This is a genomic window from Marinobacter persicus (genome assembly GCF_002934325.1).
Taxonomy (GTDB): domain Bacteria; phylum Pseudomonadota; class Gammaproteobacteria; order Pseudomonadales; family Oleiphilaceae; genus Marinobacter; species Marinobacter persicus_A.
The window spans coordinates 161,770-178,270 of sequence record NZ_PTIV01000004.1; the positions used below are offsets into that span (position 1 = coordinate 161,770).

The window sequence follows — 16,501 nt, forward strand, 5'->3', positions numbered from 1 at the left end:
CGCATATAACGGTCAGAAAGATCGCTAAACTGCGAGAGGTTAACGGAAAAACAATCATGCGCATCCTGCTCTTCCTGGCCACCAACCTGGCCGTCATTCTGGTTGCAAGCTTCACCCTGCGCCTGCTGGGTGTGGACAGTTACCTGGCCCAACAGGGCATCAACTACGGTTCACTGCTGATCTTCGCGGCGGTGTTCGGCTTTGCCGGTGCCTTTATTTCACTGCTGATCTCCAAGCCCATGGCAAAATGGAGCACCAAGGCGAAAGTCATTGAAACGCCCCGTACGCCCGCCGAACGCTGGCTGATGGAAACCGTGGCCGAACTGGCCAAAAATGCCGGTATCGGCATGCCGGAAGTGGCCATTTTCCCGGCCTCCCAGTCCAACGCCTTCGCCACCGGCTGGAACAAAAACGCTTCCCTGGTGGCCGTCAGTGAGGGTTTGCTGGGACGCTTTAACAAGGACGAAATCCGGGCGGTACTCGGCCACGAGATTGGTCACGTGGCCAATGGCGACATGGTGACCCTGACCCTGATCCAGGGCGTGGTGAACACCTTCGTGATCTTTGCTTCCCGGGTGATCGGCTCGTTCGTGGACCGGGTGGTGTTCAAGAACGAAGAGGGCCACGGCATCGGCTTCTTTGTAGTGAGCATTGTTGCGGAGATTGTGCTGGGTATCCTGGCCAGCACCATCGTGTTCTGGTTCTCCCGTCGCCGGGAATTCCGGGCCGACATTGCTGGCGCGCAGCTCGCTGGCCGTGGCGCCATGATCAACGCGCTGGCGCGCCTGAAGCAGGAAAGCGAGGTGCCGGACCAGATGCCGGATACGCTGCAGGCCTTCGGTATCAACCGTGGCGCGCGCCATGGCCTGGCGAGCCTGTTCATGACGCATCCGCCGCTGGAAGATCGTATTCGGGCTTTGCAGGACGCGAAGCTTTAAGGTAGCCATCTCCGGAAGTTCGACAAGCCGGGGTCAGGCACCCCTCCCGAAAATTTGCGGAGCCAGGGATGGCGGAGCATAAGCGCCACAGGGATGTGCCGCAGGAGCGCTTTTCGGGAGGGGTGCCTGACCCCGGCGTTACTCCGAACTAAAGACTAGATCTTCAGCTTGAACCCTACCGCCTTGAAACTATCCTGCATGGAGCGCCCCGCCCCTTTTAGCTGGACTTTCAGACTGGAACACTCCCGCCGCACCGGATAATCCCGACGCAACGCATCGAACGCTTCCGCACGCTCATCCGCGCTGCCGCGCATGGCCAGTCGCAATTTCACGTCGTCGGTTCGGGGGTCGTAGCAGACTCTCAGGGCGGTTCTCAGGGCCTTCTGTTCGTCCGCCGTGGCTGTGAAGGTCAATTTACTCAGTGGCGGTTCAGGCAGGTACTGACCGGCTTTCTTGCGTACCGGCAGGCCCAGATAGTGGCTCAGGGCCTGGTAGATCATCTCCGTGCCGCGCACCTTGCCTTCCAGGCTGTAGCCCGCAATATGAGGAGTGGCCAGCCAGACGGAGCCCACCAGTTCCGGATCGATCCCCGGTTCATTTTCCCAGACATCCAACGCCACCGACGGTGCGTTGGCCTGAGACAGTCGGGCTTTCAGCGCCTGGTTGTCGATCACTTCTCCCCGGCCGCTGTTGATCAGCAACTGGTTGCTGCCCAGCAGGGAGAGTCTGGATTCGTCGAGCATGTGATAGGTCGGGTGAGAGCCTTCACGGGTCAAAGGGGTGTGCAGACTAATAACATCGCACTTCAGGGCTTCTTCCAGGGAGGTAAATTCCGGCCCCTCGGGCCCTTCTGCCTCCGCCCGGGGCGGGTCGCAGAGGCGAACCTTGAAGCCTAGACGCTGGAGCCGGCCGGCCAGGCAACCACCCACGTTACCCACGCCAACAATACCGACACTCAGCTCATTACCATCCGCCAGCCCACAACGCTCGGCATGCAGCGAGAGAACCGACAGCACATATTCAACCACACTGTTGGCATTGCAGCCCGGCGCGGCCGAGAAACCGATGCCCTGCTCTTTGAGCCAGCCGACATCCACGTGGTCAGTACCAATCGTCGCCGTGCCAACGAAACGAACACGACTGCCCTCCAGTAATTCAGGGCCCACGGGAGTAACGGAACGGACCAGAAGCACATCGGCATCGCGGACGTCGTCAGCCGTCATATGGCGACCGGCGACGCGACGAATCTCGCCAATGTCCGTGAAAAATGACTCCAATAACGGGATGTTCTCGTCAGCTACGATCAGCATGCCACAAGGCTCCTGTCAGTTCCGGCGTTGGCGCGGCCCACCGCGTCTGGAGGGAGAACGCCCGCCACCGCCTCGTCGACCACCACGTTTGCGCTGTATGGCGGGTTTTTCCAGTGGCGTCATCAATGCCTCGTCGGGCACTTCGGTTTTCAGCTTCTGACTGATATAGGTCTCGATGGCGGGCAGCGCAAAGGCGTCTTCCTCGCCGGCAAAGCTGATGGAAACGCCCGTGCTCCCGGCTCGCCCGGTACGGCCAATGCGGTGCACGTAATCCTCGGCGTTGTCCGGCAGGTTGTAGTTGAAGACATGGGTCACGCCGGTCACGTGAATACCCCGGCCGGCCACGTCGGTGGCCACCAACACCTGGATCTCGCCTTTCTTGAACTGGTCCAGGGTTTTCAGGCGCTTGTTCTGGGCAATCTCACCGGACATCAGGGCCACTTTCACGCCTTGGTTTTTCAGATCTTCTTCCAGATCCCGGCACTGGTCCCGGCGATTGGCGAAGACGATGGCCTTTTCCACTTCCGGGCGCTTGAGATAGTTGGTCAGCACCTGCAGCTTGTCATCGTCAGAGGCCAGGTACACGGTCTGCTGCACCCGCTCAGCCGTTTTCTGCTCCGGCTCGATTTCCACAAATTCGGCATTGCGGGTCCACATGGAGGCCAGGTTGAGTACGTCCTGGTTGAAGGTGGCGCTGAATAGCAGTGTCTGGCGGTCGTCTTTCGGGGTGCACTTGCGGATGATGCGCTTCACGTCCGGGATGAAGCCCATGTCCAGCATGCGGTCGGCTTCATCCAGGATAAGGATGTCGAGCTGGTCGAGGAACACATCCTGGGAACCCAGGAAATCGATCAGACGGCCGGGCGTGGCCACCAGGACATCGACAATTTCGTTCTGGAGCTGCTCGCGCTGCTTGTCATAGTTCATGCCGCCCACCACGGTGACCACGTTGTGGCCGGTAAAGTGGCAGAGCTGCTCGGCATCCTTGGCGATCTGCATGGCCAGCTCCCGGGTGGGTGCCAGAGCCAGAACCCGCGGCTCGGAGGCGTAGCGGTCTTTGGCCGGGATCGGGGTTTCCAGCAGAGACTGAATGGCGGTAATCAGGAACGCGGCGGTTTTGCCGGTGCCGGTCTGAGCCTGGCCGATCAGGTCTTCACAGGCCAGGGTCCAGGGCAGGGTTTCCGCCTGGATCGGCGTGCAGTATTCAAAACCGATTTTACTGATGGCATCCAGCAGGCGTTGGTCCAGATTCAGCTCGGAAAAACGCAGTTCGCTGGTGTGGGTGGTTTCAGAGGTCATAAAAGTCGGATAATCCTTGTTTAAGCATGCTCGGGTTCCGCCGGCAGGATGCGATGCTGATCCTGTTGCCAATGACGATGTATCTGGCCGCGGGTCCCGTAAAAATCTGCAAGAGTCTCGAAAAATTGCCGGGCCCGATGAGGCAGGCCCTTACCAAGGTAGTCTGCCACCTGGTCATTTACACGGCGGCGAAACGTTTGCTCGTCGGCAGCACCGTCACCAGCGAGGTTGTCCACGCTGATATGAAAGCGGGAACCTGCCGCCAGGGCAAATAGCCACTCCATTGCCTGAGGCTGGATTTCCACCTGTTCAAAAGCCCGCTGCTGTTCAGGTGTGCGGCCATCGGGACAATACCAGTAGCCGTAATCGTAAAGGGTGCGACGGTGTTCACCGGCAATGCACCAGTGCGCAATCTCGTGCAGTGCGCTGGCAAAAAAACCACGGGCAAACACCACCTGAGCAAGCGCGCCTGGCTTGCTGGCGGGTAGGTATTCCGGTTCGCCGCCGCCCCTGACCAGTATCGTCCGATGCGATTCCCGGAACAGGTCATTGAACAGCATGATAAGATCGTCTGGATTGTGCTTCATCGGTTGGCTATTGTGCGACTTTAGTGCTGGCAATTCCAGAGGGAACTTTGCCGTAACGCTCAGGTCCATTGTCAGCAACCACTCTCACGCATGTTTGACCCAGGATATCGTAGGTTCCATGACGGCAGCTTCCACTCTCCGACGGCCCTTCACCGCTCCTTTACTATACGCACTGACATTGGCACTGCTTTTAGTCTCTGGCCAGACTCACGCGCTGGGCGGCAGCAATTCTCTCTTTGGCTCCGGAACTGATTTCCTGCCGGTGGATGAAGCCCTGCCATTTGACTACACCACGGGCAACGGAGCGGTGGTCTTAACCTGGAACATCACCCCCGGCCACTACCTGTACAAGGACAGAATCCGGGTGACATCCATGACGGAGGGGGTAGTTCTGGGCGAACCCGAATTCTCGCTCGCGGGCACGGTCACCAATGATGAGTATTTTGGCGAGAGCACGGTCTTTTTTGACCCCATTACAGCACGCGTTCCCGTCACCCTTCCCGACGGAATGGACGAAGCGGAGCTTCAGGTGCGCTATCAAGGCTGCGCGAAAGCCGGTCTCTGCTACCCGCCGGAAACCAAAAACGTCCTCTACTATCCCGGATCTGGCGACAATTCGGCGGCGCCAACTGTGAATGAGGCCAATGCCTCAACAGCCTCGCCCGACAACTTCACGACAGCGCCGGACACCTCAAGTGCCACCGGGCTGGCCGGTTTCCTGTCCAGCCAGTCAACCCTGGTCATTGCCGGGGTGTTCTTCTTGCTTGGCCTCGGGCTCACGTTTACGCCCTGCGTCCTGCCCATGGTGCCCATCATTTCCAGCATGGTCTCGGGCCGCAACACCCACAGTACGGGCCAGGCCTTGATGCTGTCCGGCAGTTACGTACTGGGCATGGCGGCGACCTACGCCGCGGCCGGGGTCATTACCGGCCTCCTGGGTGCCAGTTTCAACCTGCAGGCGCAATTACAGTCGCCCTGGGTTCTCGGCATCTTTGCCGCCTTCTTCGTGATTTTCGCCCTGTCGATGTTTGACCTGTTCGAAATCCAGATGCCGAGGGTTCTACGAGAATCCATCAACGGCGCCAGCCAGCGCTTGACAGGCGGACGGGTCTTGAGCCTGTTTGGCATCGGTGTTCTTTCCACACTGATCGTTTCACCCTGCGTCTCGGCACCTCTGGCCGGTAGCCTCCTGTACATCTCCACAACCCAGGATGCCGTGATTGGCGGGACCGCGCTGTTCTCGATGGGCCTCGGGATGGGTGTTCCCCTCATACTGGTGGCGGTAGGCGGCCGGAAACTGCTGCCCACCTCGGGTCACTGGATGACTACCGTCAAACATTTCTACGGAGTCATGCTGCTTGCTGTCGCCATCTGGCTGGTGGAGCGCATGATTCCGGCCTGGGCCAGCCTGGCATTGTGGGGGCTCCTGGTGGGCATAACCGGCGTTCAGCTCGGCGCCTTCGACGCCGCCAAGGCCGGCTGGGAGCGAACGCGCAAGGGCCTGGGACTGGTATTGTTTGCCTACGGCCTGGCACTCCTGGCCGGTGCGGTTTCCGGCGCCCAGGATCCACTGAAACCACTGGCGCCATTCACGGCCGCCTCCCCGGCAGTCAGCGCAACCAGCCGGGAAAGCCATACCGAGTTCACCAGGGTGGCGGATCCGGAAACAATTCGGGAGATGCTTGGCGCGGCCAGTGAGCAGGGACAGCCCGTGATGCTCGACTTCTACGCCGACTGGTGCATCTCCTGCAAGGTGATGGAACGAAATGTGTTCAGTACTGCTGAAGTGGGCGACGCGCTCTCGTCCTATACCCTTCTGCAACTGGACATGACCGAAAACACGCCGGCACAACAGGCACTGCTGGACGAACTGGGTCTGTTCGGCCCACCGGCGATCCTGTTCTATCAGCGCAACGGGCAAGAACTTGAGCAGCACCGGGTGCTGGGGGAAATGGACAAGGAAGAGTTCCTCGCCCACCTTCGACAATTGCCGATTCCGGGCTAAACGCCCGACTTATTCACCTCGCCGTATCAGGTACACAAACTCCCCGTCCTGCTCGGTTTCGTTCACCAACTCGTGCCCCAGAAACTGACAGAAGCGGGGAATATCGCGGGTGGTGGACGGATCGGTTGCAATCACCCTCAGTATGCGCCCAGGGGCGACGTCATTGATGCGGTTATGCAGCATCATCACTGGCTCCGGGCAATAAAGTCCTCTGGCATCCAATTCGGCATCAAACTCGGGCGCGGCCACGCGTGATCTCCTTCTGAAATGAGGCCATTTTGGCGAATCCGTGATAACTTATTGTTTATAGCAGTTAAAACTATTGGAGATAGACCATGATACGTGTTTTGATCGAGCGACACATCGCCGAATCCCTGGAATCTGCCTACGAACAACAGTCCAGGTTGGTCCTGCAACACTCTGTGGCCCAGCCAGGCTTCATCTCCGGCGAAACCCTGGTCGACAAGCACGACCCCAACCACCGGATCACCCTCTCGAACTGGCGCTCAGAGACCGACTGGGAGCGCTGGCACCACTCTGATGAGCGCAAGGAGCTGATGACGCAACTGATCCCGATGATGGATAAGGACGAGACCATCATGATCCTGGAACAGAACGCAGTCTAAGCTCAAACCAGCCGCTCAATGAAGCAGGTGATTTCCTCCCGGTCGTGATAGAGATGGCGGGCTCGCATTCGATAGTCGATGCCCGCTTTCTCCAGTCCCTCTTCAATCAGTTCCCGACAGATCAACCACTCCTCGTAGCGCTTCTTCATGGGCAATTTCAGATTGAAAATCGTGTAGCGGCAAAGCTTCTCACCGAGCCAATCCACAACCATGCTCGCAGTTTTCCGGGGTTGATCGACAATGTCGCAAACCATCCAGTCAATCCCGCGCCGTGGCCGCCAGTTATAGCCATCGGCCCGCACATGCTCTACCTGCCCGGACGCCATCAACTCAGGGTTCATGGGGCCGTTATCGACGGCGGTCACCAGCATGCCTTCTTTAACCAACTGCCACGTCCAACCTCCCGGGGCAGCGCCCAGGTCCGCAGCTCTCTTCCCCCCGCCGAGATAATCCAGCCACTGGCTCTCGGGAATGAACACTTTCCAAGCCTCCTCCAGCTTCAGGGCAGAGCGACTGGGCGCGGAGGCAGGCAGCCGCAAACGCGGAATACCACCAGCAAAAGGAGAGCGGTTGTCTTTCAGACTGACGCCAATAACTGCTGTACTGAAATCCAGCAACAACACTTCCAGTTGGGCCGGCGCATCGGGTTGATCATGCAGCAGACCTGCCCCACGCAGGCCTTTCGACAGGGGCGAAACCCACTTGCGGGCGAAATTGCCCAGATCCCGATCGGAATTGGTTTCCGGCAGCCGGATCTCCAGGCGAGCCGTGTTATCACTCTGCCAACCCAGGTCGCGCAAAAAATCGATCACCGCCCCAACGCGATCCTCCTTGGGAAGAGCACAGTCGCCCAAAACCACGAACCAGTCCCGGACAAAGACAAGCTCCTCAAGCGCGAGCCTGGCCATCAGTTCCTCACCCGCCTCACCACTGCCAATGACAAACCGGACCAGGCCGTCGCCCTTTCCGGGCATAAAATACCCAAACATTCCGACATTGGCGGCCTGATCGGTCAGTTCCTGGCCGGCTTCGGCTTCAAACCCCGGGCGGCATACCAGCATTATCTGTTGCATCAATCACCTGTATTGCAAAACGGCTCAACGGACGAGGAGACACTCCTGGACGAAGCGACGGGTTTCAATCGCGGCACTCTCAATCAGTTGTTCCTGTGTTTCAGGCTGCTTTTTCAGCGGCTCGAAATCATGATTTCCACCTTCCAGCCAAATCAGCCTGGTGAGCCCGGAAATCGCTCCCACCGACTCTATTTCGGCCGGTTTGCCAAACGGGTCACGGGTACCCTGAATCACCAGGAGCGGGCATTGTAACCTCTCAAAATGACCGATGCGCCATCGATCCATTTTGCCTGGCGGGTGAAACGGGTAGCCATAACAGGCAACACCGTCAATGCCTTCCGCACCTTCACTGGCCAGGAGACTGGCCATCCTGCCACCCATGGATTTACCACCGACAAGGAGCGTACATCCCTGTCCTTGTTCCGACCGGACCTTTGCCACCACTTCCCGGAAGGCTTCCAGCAACACCGGCGCCCGATCCGGTGGCCGCTTCCTGCCGTCGGCCCGCCGCTTGACCATGTAGGGAAACTCAAACCGAACGCAGGCAATGCCCTCCCGATCCAGGGAGTCGGCCAAAGCTTCCATAAACGTCGAATCCATGGGCGCTCCTGCCCCGTGGGCCAAAATCATGATACAATCCGGAGCCTTGGCGTAGCCTTCCGTCGTTATCCAATTCATAAGATTTCCGTCCCGTTTTGAAGGACCGCTATCATTCGCATTTGAGAGCAAATCTTCAATGCCTCGCACCTTCTTGGATTTATTAATAATTGCCTGCAAGTTACTGGCCAGGTTGTTGATTCGGGCGGATTTGACGGATGTCATTACTTGATCTTGATCATTGCAAAGAAATAATCGTTTCTCCATACTTGCCCCCGCATAATCCCCCATCCTGAACCCATTGGTAAGGCTATGAGCACAGTAAACGCAAACCTGACATACAACTACAAGGTGGTGAGACAGTTCGCCATCATGACAGTGGTATGGGGTATTGTTGGCATGGCTCTGGGTGTGCTGATTGCGGCACAGCTGGTTTGGCCATCCCTCAACCTCGACCTGTCCTTCCTCCATCTGCACTTTGGCCGTCTGCGGCCGCTGCATACCAACGCCGTTATCTTCGGCTTTGGTGGAAGTGCCCTGTTTGCCACTTCGTACTACGTAGTTCAGCGGACCTGTCAGGCCCGTCTGTTCTCTGGCGGTCTGGCATCCTTCACGTTCTGGGGCTGGCAAGCGATCATCGTAGCCGCCGCCATCACCCTGCCGCTGGGCCTGACCACATCCAAGGAATACGCCGAGCTGGAATGGCCGATCGACATCGCAATCGCGGTTGTCTGGGTGGTCTACGCCATCGTATTCTTCGGAACCGTCATGAAGCGCAGCACGCCGCACATCTATGTGGCTAACTGGTTCTACGGCGCCTTCATCATCACCGTTGCCGTACTGCACATCGGCAACAACATGGCTCTGCCTGCTGGCGCGTTCAAGTCCTACTCGGCCTACGCCGGCGTGACTGACGCCATGATGCAGTGGTGGTACGGTCACAACGCAGTAGGCTTCTTCCTGACCGCCGGCTTCCTGGGCATGATGTACTACTTCGTACCCAAGCAGGCTGAGCGTCCGGTCTACTCCTACCGTCTGTCGATCGTGCACTTCTGGGCTCTGATCGCCACTTACGTCTGGGCCGGTGGTCACCACCTGCACTACTCCGCACTGCCTGACTGGGCACAAACCGCGGGCATGGTTATGTCCCTGATCCTGTTGGCTCCGTCCTGGGGTGGTATGATCAACGGCATGATGACCCTTTCTGGTGCCTGGCACAAACTGCGCACCGACCCGATCCTGCGTTTCCTGGTGGTTTCCCTGTCTTTCTACGGCATGTCCACCTTCGAAGGTCCGATGATGTCCATCAAGACCGTAAACGCGCTGTCCCACAACACTGACTGGACCATCGGCCACGTGCACTCAGGTGCCCTGGGCTGGGTTGCCATGATCAGCATTGGTGCCATTTATCACCTGGTTCCGAAACTCTGGGGCCTGAAGGAAATGTACAGCACTTCATGGATCAACGTTCACTTCTGGCTGGCGACCGTGGGTACTGTTCTGTATATCGCCTCCATGTGGGTTAACGGCATCATGCAAGGCCTGATGTGGCGCGCAGTCAACGAAGACGGCACCCTGACCTACAGCTTTGTTGAAGCACTGGAAGCATCCTATCCGGGTTACTTCGTTCGCTTCCTTGGCGGCGTCATCTTCGTAGTAGGTATGCTCCTCATGGCTTACAACGTGTATATGACCATACGCCAAAAAGAAGCTGTCGCAGAGGACAACGCAGCTGTCCAGGCGGCGTAAGGGGAGAGACCAGATGAAGAAACACGAACTTATCGAAAAGAACATTGGTCTGATGATCGTCCTGATTGTCCTGACCATCAGCGGTGGCTTCCTGGCAGAGGTAGTGCCTCTCTTCTTCCAGAAGAGCGTCAACGAGCCCGTTGAAGGCCTGGAGCCGCTGAATGCATTGGAACTGGAAGGTCGGGACATCTACATCCGTGAAGGCTGTCACGTTTGTCACACCCAACAGATCCGTCCATTCCGTGCCGAAACAGAACGCTACGGCCACTACTCCGTTGCGGGCGAGTTCGTTTACGACCGTCCGTTCCTGTGGGGCTCCAAGCGAACCGGTCCGGATCTGGCCCGCGTTGGCGGCCGCTACTCCGATGCCTGGCAGCGCCAGCACCTGTTTAACCCGCGTAGCGTGGTTCCCGAGTCCAACATGCCAGCATTCCCCTGGCTGTTCGAGAACAAGGTGGATCACGAGAGCATCGATGAGCGCATGAAAACCCTTCAGACGCTCGGCGTGCCCTACTCAGACGAACAGGTCGCGAATGCTTCCGAAGACATTCGGGGTAAGTTTGAAATTGAAGCCCTGGTCGCGTACCTGCAGCAGCTTGGTACTGTGATTTCAGAGAAACGGTGATCCAATGGATATCAATGAGTTACGCGGCATTCACACCTTTTTTGTAATGGCGGTTTTTTTGGGAATCGTCTGGTGGGCCTACAGCGCCCACCGCAAGAAAGCTAACGACGAGGCGGCGCACCTGCCCTTCGACGACGAAGAAGTGGAAAAGCGTACTCTCGAACAGGAAAAAACGGAGAAGAAACAATGAGTACCTTCTGGAGCATCTGGATCAGTGTGATCGTGCTCGGTACCGTTTTCGGCTGCTGGTGGCTGCTCTACGCAACTCGCAAAAGCCAGACGACCGATACAGAAACCGATCGTACAATGGGCCATTCTTTCGATGGCATCGAGGAATACGATAACCCACTGCCCAAGTGGTGGTTCTATCTGTTCCTGGCAACTTGTATCTTTGCGCTGGGTTACCTGGCTCTGTATCCGGGCCTGGGCAACTACAAAGGTCTGCTGGGCTGGACGTCCGCAAACCAGTGGGAAGCCGAAATGGCTGACGCGGAAGACAAGTACGGCGAGATCTACGCGCAGTTTGGCAAAACGCCCATCCCTGAACTGGCCAAGAACGAAGACGCCATGAAAATTGGTCAGCGCCTGTTCGCCAACAACTGCTCCGTGTGCCACGGCACCGCAGCACGCGGCCAGGTGGGCTTCCCCAACCTGACCGATAACGATTGGCTCTATGGCGGCTCACCGGAGCAGATCCACACGACCATCACTCAGGGTCGTATGGGCAACATGCCTGCCAAGGGTGTTATGCCGAGCATGACCAATGAACAGGTCAACCAGGTAGTGAACTATGTCCTGAGCTTCAGCGGTCGTGAAAAAGACGCCGAAGCTGCTGAAGCGGGTGCCCAGGTATTCGCCCAGGCATGTTCCGCCTGTCACGGTCCGAACGCCAAAGGCAACCAGGCCATGGGCGCTCCGAACCTGACCGACAACGTGTGGCTGTATGGTTCCACCTACGAGTGGATCAAGGAAACCGTCATGAACGGTCGCCAGAACCAGATGCCTGCACAGGAGGGTCGTCTTTCCGACGATCAGATTCAGATTGTATCGGCTTACGTTTACAGCCTGTCACAAGACTGAATCGGACCCGGCCGGGGCAATCCCGGCCTGGTCTTCTCAACCCTGTATCTGCCGCTGGCGGGTACAGGCTTGAGGGGATCAAGCAGACCTGCCAAGAAGGCCCGCTCCCAGCATTACCACTCTCCGGGAGGTACCCATGAGCAACGAGATACCGGTCAAGCAAGTTGACCCGTCGTCCGATCCTTCCAATAAAAAGAAACAGCCAGAAACTGTCGACCTTTACGCCAGCCGTAAAAAAATCTACGTCAAGGAAGTCAAAGGCTTCTTCCAGCGAATCCGGAATGTCAGCCTCATGGTGCTCATGGGCATGTACTTCCTCTTTGTCTGGCTGACGGTTGATGGCCAGCCACTTATTCATTTCGACCTGCCTGCACGGGAGTTCCACCTGTTTGGGCTGACCTTCTTCCCGAAAGACTTCTTCCTGCTTTCGGGCATGCTGATTATCTGCGCCTTTGGTCTGTTCTTCATTACCACACTGTTTGGTCGTGTCTGGTGTGGTTATACCTGCCCTCAAACCGTCTGGACCTTTGTCTTTATGTGGATCGAGGAAAAGGTTGAAGGCAGCCGCAACAAGCGGATGAAGCTCGACAAGAGCCCCAACACCCGCGAGAAAATCACCAAGAAAGGCATCAAGCATGCACTATGGCTGTTTGTAGCTCTGGCGACTGGCCTGACATTTGTCGGTTATTTCTACCCAATCCGCGAATTGATTGGGGATATCGCCACTCTGGACGCCAACGGCTGGGCCTATTTCTGGGTCGGCTTTTTCACCGTCGCCACCTATCTGAATGCCGGCTGGATGCGCGAGCAGGTCTGTTTGTACATGTGCCCGTACGCCCGATTCCAGTCGGTCATGTTCGACCCGAATACCCGTGTGGTCTCCTATGATCCGAACCGGGGCGAGCCCCGCGGCAAACGCAAAAAGGGCGTCGACCCCGCTCAGGTTGGTTTGGGCGATTGCATCGACTGCGAACAGTGCGTACAGGTCTGCCCGACCGGCATCGATATCCGCGACGGCCTGCAATACGAGTGTATTGGCTGCGCCCTGTGTATTGACGCCTGCGACCAGGTGATGGATAAAATGGACTATCCTCGCGGCCTGATCCGCTATACCACCGAAAACGAGCTGGAGGGCAAAACCTCCAAGCTGTTGCGCCCCAGGACCTTTGGTTACGGTGCGGTACTTACCGCGATGATTGGCGCGGTTATCTTCATCGTCGCCAGCCGGGTGCCGGCACAGATGGACGTGTTGCGTGATCGGGGCGCACTGTACAGCTTTAACGGTGAAGGCCGAATCGAGAACTCCTACACCATCAAGATTCAGAATATGTCAGAGGTACCGCAAACCTTTGTACTGTCTGTTGAAGGCCTGAAAGACATGAGAATTATCACCGATACCACGGTCAAGGTCGCAAGTGGCGAGAATCGCTCTTTGCCGACCGTTGTCGATGTGCCGCCGGAGTCAATCCAGAGCACCAACAGCGATATTCGCTTTATTGCCACATCACAAACCGATTCTTCACTGATTCTGGAAACTGAAAGCCGGTTTGTTGGTCCAAGGGCACGTTAACCGGATTCAAAGTCACTAACAGAGATTGACTAGTAATGAGTGAAAACGCACCCGTTGCGCCATGGTATCGTCAGCCCTGGTTCTGGTTTCTGACCATTGCCCCGATTGCAACCATTATCTATGGCATTTTCTTTATCATCGTTGCCAGCAGCATCGACGATTCCATGGTCTCTGACAGCTACTCCAAGGACGGACGGGCAATCAACATGGCCATCGCCCGGGACCAGCGAGCCCAGGACATGGAAATCGCCGGCATGCTCGACTTCCGTGGTCGCGACGCCGAGCTGTCGCTGGAAACCAAAGAGGGGCCGGCCGACTTCCCTTACCTGGTGCTGCATCTTTACCACCCGACCCTAGCGGAGAAAGACCGCACCATCCAGTTGCAGAAGCTGGCCAATGGTGAGTATTCCGGCCAGATCCATGGCAACCTGGACGGGCGCTGGTATTACGACCTGAAGGGCCCCACCAATGAATGGCGGGTGAAAGGTGAGCTGTATTTGCCATCCAGGGACGCGATCGCCATTAAGGCCCAAGACACAGCGAAAGAGTGACTTCCCTGAACTGCTTTCACTGCGGGGAGCCAGCGGATGGCGATCCCCCGATCACCCTTGAGCTGGACGGACAACAGCAGCATTTCTGCTGCCAGGGGTGCAAAGCCGTTTGCCAGACCATCCACCAGGAGGGGCTGACCGGCTTTTATGATTTCCGGACCGAACCGGCGGTGACGCCAAGAGAACTGACCCGGTCGGAACTCGAACGCTTGCGGGAGCTGGACCACCCCCTGGTCCAGCAATCGTTTGTCGTCCCGGTCAAGGGCGGCGAAGAAGCACAGCTTCTCATTGGCGGCATTACCTGCGCAGCCTGCATCTGGCTACTTGAAAACCACATGAAACAGCAGCCGGGTGTGTTGAGTTTTACCGTCAACCACACCACCCAGCGGGCACGACTGGTCTGGGCCAAAGATCAGGCCCGCCTGAGCGATCTGCTCATCGCCATACACGAACTGGGATACACCGCGCGCCCTTATCAGGCCGACGAGGCTGAACAGGCACTGAAGGCCGAACACCGGTCCATGCTGATTCGCCTCGCGGTAGCCGGCATTGGCTCATTCCAGAGCATGATGCTGGCGTTTCCGCTGTATTTCGAGCTGATAAACGATCTGTCCGCCGAGTTCATTGGCTATTTCCGGTGGTTCAGCCTGATCGTGGCCACACCGGTGGTGCTGTACAGCGCCCGGCCATTTTTCCGCAACGCCCGGCGCGACCTGATGTCCCGGCATCTGACCATGGACGTTCCGGTAGCCATTGCCATTGGCCTGGCCTTTGGCGCCAGCGCCTGGGTCACGGTGTTCGGTGGCGAAGAAGTCTATTTTGAGTCGGTGTGTATGTTCACCTTCTTCCTGCTCCTGGGTCGTTATGTCGAGGTGCAGGCCCGCTACCGGGCCGGACTGACCGGCAACGCGCTGGCTGGCTTCCAGCCCTCGGTGGCCGCATTGATTCGTGAGGGTGAGGCCGACATCGTCCCCATTCACGAGGTAAAAGCCGACGACGTAATCCGTGTACGCCCTGGTGAAACCCTGCCGGTGGATGGCGAAATCGTTTCCGGAGAATCCACCCTCAACGAGGCCGCCCTGACCGGAGAGTACCTGCCCGAGTCCCGGGGACCGGGCGATACCGTGCACGCCGGCAGCGTAAATGGCGAGAACCCTCTGCAAGTGCGGGTAGTCCGCGCCGGAGCCCAGACGCGTCTTTCCGGTATTCTCCGGGTACTGGACCGGGTGCAGGCGGAAAAGCCTCCGGTCGCGCGCATGGCCGACCGGATTGCCGGCAAATTCGTGGGCCGGGTCCTGATTCTTGCCCCCGTGGTCTGGATTGGCTGGTGGCTGGCCGGAGCCCATAACGCCTTTGATATTACCCTCTCGGTATTGGTGGTCACCTGCCCCTGCGCCCTGTCGCTGGCAACCCCCACAGCCATCACTTCGGCTACCGTGCGTTTGAGAAAGCTCGGGTTTCTGCCCACCCGGGGGCACACTCTCGAATCGATGAACTCCATCGACACCGTAGTTTTCGACAAAACCGGCACCCTGACCCGTGGTGAGCTGAGCCTCACCGGCAGTCACACCGTCGGTGAACTTGATGCCGAAACCTGCCAGAAGATAGCAGCGGGCCTGGAAAAACACTCCGAACACCCGATTGCCAAAGTGTTTCATGATTACTCGTCGGTCTCGATCACTGACGTGACCAATCACCTAGGTGGAGGCCTTTCCGGCAAATACCAGGGTCAGCCGGTGTTCATTGGTCACCAATCCTTTGTCGCCAGCCACACCATTGCGGCGGCTCCTGACAGCCAGCCGACCAGCGGCATGCAGATCTGGCTGGCTACTGATCAGCAATGGCTGGCCAGTTTCCAACTGGACGATCGAATTCGTGACGATGCCCTGAACGCAGTCCAGGCATTGCAACAGGCCGGCATCCAGACGATCCTGCTCAGCGGCGACCGTTCAGGGCATGTGCAACATGTGGCAGGGCAACTGGGCATTGACCAGGCCATCGGTGAGGCCTCCCCCGAGGAGAAACTGGACGTTCTTGAGGAACTACGCTCAAACGGTCATCAGGTGATGATGGTTGGGGACGGCCTGAACGACCTGCCGTCAATGGCCGGCGCCGGCATTTCCGTGGCCATGGGCACAGCCGCAGACCTCACCCAGTTAAAAGCCGATGCAGTGCTACTTAACGGCCAGCTGTATCAACTGGTCGAGGCACTGAAAACCAGCCAGCAGACCCGCCGAATTATCCGCCAGAATATGGTGTGGGCCTTCGCTTACAACCTCTGCGCCCTGCCTCTGGCGGCAGCGGGTCTGGTGTCGCCCTGGCTTGCCGCGATTGGCATGTCCGCCAGCTCACTGATTGTTGTGTTGAATGCACTCAGGCTCAGCCGGGTGCCCGGCAGGGAGCTACCCGTAACACCTGCCGTTGGCTCCGCCAGCACGGCCTGATACCGTATCCGTTGTGGTCTCTGAACCTCAACTCACCCAGCTCAAGA

The 16,501-nt window shown here is 58.0% G+C and carries 16 protein-coding genes; 10 read left to right on the forward strand and 6 right to left on the reverse strand.

What is annotated here, in order from left to right; translation table 11 throughout:
* Positions 1–53: 53 nt before the first annotated feature.
* Positions 54–938: a protease HtpX gene (htpX, locus tag BY454_RS03935; RefSeq protein WP_258075557.1), complete on the forward strand. Its 885-nt coding sequence runs from the start codon at positions 54–56 to the stop codon at positions 936–938.
* Between the two features lie 155 nt (positions 939–1,093).
* On the opposite strand, the gene pdxB is transcribed toward htpX, so the two are convergent.
* Genes pdxB through BY454_RS03950 form a run of 3 tightly spaced genes read right to left on the reverse strand, consistent with a single transcriptional unit; the run spans position 1,094 to position 4,134 of the window.
* Positions 1,094–2,248, reverse strand: coding sequence for a 4-phosphoerythronate dehydrogenase PdxB (gene pdxB / locus BY454_RS03940; protein ID WP_104415230.1), 1,155 nt, complete (start codon positions 2,246–2,248; stop codon positions 1,094–1,096).
* A gap of 15 nt (positions 2,249–2,263) precedes the next feature.
* Positions 2,264–3,547 carry a DEAD/DEAH box helicase gene (locus tag BY454_RS03945; protein ID WP_104415229.1) on the reverse strand — a complete coding sequence of 428 codons (1,284 nt, stop codon included), beginning with the start codon at positions 3,545–3,547 and terminating at the stop codon, positions 2,264–2,266.
* Between the two features lie 20 nt (positions 3,548–3,567).
* Positions 3,568–4,134 (reverse strand): elongation factor P hydroxylase, encoded by a 567-nt coding sequence (locus tag BY454_RS03950; protein ID WP_104415228.1) that lies wholly within the window; start codon positions 4,132–4,134, stop codon positions 3,568–3,570.
* Between the two features lie 118 nt (positions 4,135–4,252).
* Between BY454_RS03950 and dsbD the strand changes: the two genes are divergently transcribed.
* A complete protein-coding gene (dsbD, locus tag BY454_RS03955; RefSeq protein ID WP_104415227.1) occupies positions 4,253–6,139 on the forward strand; it encodes a protein-disulfide reductase DsbD in 1,887 nt (628 codons plus the stop codon).
* 9 nt (positions 6,140–6,148) lie between these two features.
* Here dsbD and tusA read toward each other — a convergent pair whose 3' ends face one another.
* Positions 6,149–6,388, reverse strand: coding sequence for a sulfurtransferase TusA (gene tusA / locus BY454_RS03960; RefSeq protein ID WP_104415226.1), 240 nt, complete (start codon positions 6,386–6,388; stop codon positions 6,149–6,151).
* An 86-nt stretch (positions 6,389–6,474) separates the two neighbouring features.
* On the opposite strand from tusA, the gene BY454_RS03965 reads away from it, so the two are divergent.
* Positions 6,475–6,765, forward strand: coding sequence for an antibiotic biosynthesis monooxygenase family protein (locus BY454_RS03965; RefSeq protein ID WP_104415225.1), 291 nt, complete (start codon positions 6,475–6,477; stop codon positions 6,763–6,765).
* Between the two features lie 2 nt (positions 6,766–6,767).
* Here the strand turns inward: BY454_RS03965 and rlmM are convergent, their stop codons facing one another.
* Positions 6,768–7,838, reverse strand: a complete 1,071-nt coding sequence (gene rlmM / locus BY454_RS03970; RefSeq protein WP_104415224.1) for a 23S rRNA (cytidine(2498)-2'-O)-methyltransferase RlmM — start codon at positions 7,836–7,838, stop codon at positions 6,768–6,770.
* Positions 7,839–7,862: 24 nt separating this feature from the next.
* Positions 7,863–8,516: an alpha/beta family hydrolase gene (locus tag BY454_RS03975; protein WP_104415358.1), complete on the reverse strand. Its 654-nt coding sequence runs from the start codon at positions 8,514–8,516 to the stop codon at positions 7,863–7,865.
* Between the two features lie 231 nt (positions 8,517–8,747).
* Between BY454_RS03975 and ccoN the strand changes: the two genes are divergently transcribed.
* The 7 genes from ccoN (at position 8,748) to BY454_RS04010 (ending at position 16,454) form a co-directional block, all read left to right on the forward strand.
* Positions 8,748–10,184, forward strand: coding sequence for a cytochrome-c oxidase, cbb3-type subunit I (ccoN, locus tag BY454_RS03980; protein ID WP_104415223.1), 1,437 nt, complete (start codon positions 8,748–8,750; stop codon positions 10,182–10,184).
* A gap of 13 nt (positions 10,185–10,197) precedes the next feature.
* Positions 10,198–10,809 (forward strand): cytochrome-c oxidase, cbb3-type subunit II, encoded by a 612-nt coding sequence (gene ccoO / locus BY454_RS03985; RefSeq protein ID WP_104415222.1) that lies wholly within the window; start codon positions 10,198–10,200, stop codon positions 10,807–10,809.
* A gap of 4 nt (positions 10,810–10,813) precedes the next feature.
* Positions 10,814–10,999 carry a cbb3-type cytochrome oxidase subunit 3 gene (locus BY454_RS03990; protein ID WP_104415221.1) on the forward strand — a complete coding sequence of 62 codons (186 nt, stop codon included), beginning with the start codon at positions 10,814–10,816 and terminating at the stop codon, positions 10,997–10,999.
* Positions 10,996–11,889, forward strand: a complete 894-nt coding sequence (gene ccoP, locus BY454_RS03995; RefSeq protein ID WP_104415220.1) for a cytochrome-c oxidase, cbb3-type subunit III — start codon at positions 10,996–10,998, stop codon at positions 11,887–11,889. Before BY454_RS03990 ends, ccoP begins: the two co-directional genes overlap by 4 nt.
* A 136-nt stretch (positions 11,890–12,025) precedes the next feature.
* Positions 12,026–13,459: a cytochrome c oxidase accessory protein CcoG gene (gene ccoG / locus BY454_RS04000; RefSeq protein ID WP_104415219.1), complete on the forward strand. Its 1,434-nt coding sequence runs from the start codon at positions 12,026–12,028 to the stop codon at positions 13,457–13,459.
* Positions 13,460–13,494: 35 nt separating this feature from the next.
* The gene (locus tag BY454_RS04005) at positions 13,495–14,010 is read left to right on the forward strand and encodes a FixH family protein (protein ID WP_104415218.1); all 516 of its coding nucleotides are present in this window, start codon (positions 13,495–13,497) and stop codon (positions 14,008–14,010) included.
* Positions 14,007–16,454 carry a heavy metal translocating P-type ATPase gene (locus BY454_RS04010; RefSeq protein ID WP_104415217.1) on the forward strand — a complete coding sequence of 816 codons (2,448 nt, stop codon included), beginning with the start codon at positions 14,007–14,009 and terminating at the stop codon, positions 16,452–16,454. Before BY454_RS04005 ends, BY454_RS04010 begins: the two co-directional genes overlap by 4 nt.
* Positions 16,455–16,501 lie beyond the last annotated feature (47 nt).

Coding starts and splice junctions, on each gene's coding strand:
- pdxB (WP_104415230.1), bottom strand. CDS start 2,248: ATGCTGATCGTAGCTGACGAGAACATCCCGTTATTGGAGTCATTTTTC.
- BY454_RS04005 (WP_104415218.1), top strand. CDS start 13,495: ATGAGTGAAAACGCACCCGTTGCGCCATGGTATCGTCAGCCCTGGTTC.
- BY454_RS03950 (WP_104415228.1), bottom strand. CDS start 4,134: ATGAAGCACAATCCAGACGATCTTATCATGCTGTTCAATGACCTGTTC.
- rlmM (WP_104415224.1), bottom strand. CDS start 7,838: ATGCAACAGATAATGCTGGTATGCCGCCCGGGGTTTGAAGCCGAAGCC.
- dsbD (WP_104415227.1), top strand. CDS start 4,253: ATGACGGCAGCTTCCACTCTCCGACGGCCCTTCACCGCTCCTTTACTA.
- BY454_RS03965 (WP_104415225.1), top strand. CDS start 6,475: ATGATACGTGTTTTGATCGAGCGACACATCGCCGAATCCCTGGAATCT.
- BY454_RS03945 (WP_104415229.1), bottom strand. CDS start 3,547: ATGACCTCTGAAACCACCCACACCAGCGAACTGCGTTTTTCCGAGCTG.
- ccoG (WP_104415219.1), top strand. CDS start 12,026: ATGAGCAACGAGATACCGGTCAAGCAAGTTGACCCGTCGTCCGATCCT.
- BY454_RS03975 (WP_104415358.1), bottom strand. CDS start 8,516: ATGAATTGGATAACGACGGAAGGCTACGCCAAGGCTCCGGATTGTATC.
- ccoP (WP_104415220.1), top strand. CDS start 10,996: ATGAGTACCTTCTGGAGCATCTGGATCAGTGTGATCGTGCTCGGTACC.
- ccoO (WP_104415222.1), top strand. CDS start 10,198: ATGAAGAAACACGAACTTATCGAAAAGAACATTGGTCTGATGATCGTC.
- BY454_RS03990 (WP_104415221.1), top strand. CDS start 10,814: ATGGATATCAATGAGTTACGCGGCATTCACACCTTTTTTGTAATGGCG.
- ccoN (WP_104415223.1), top strand. CDS start 8,748: ATGAGCACAGTAAACGCAAACCTGACATACAACTACAAGGTGGTGAGA.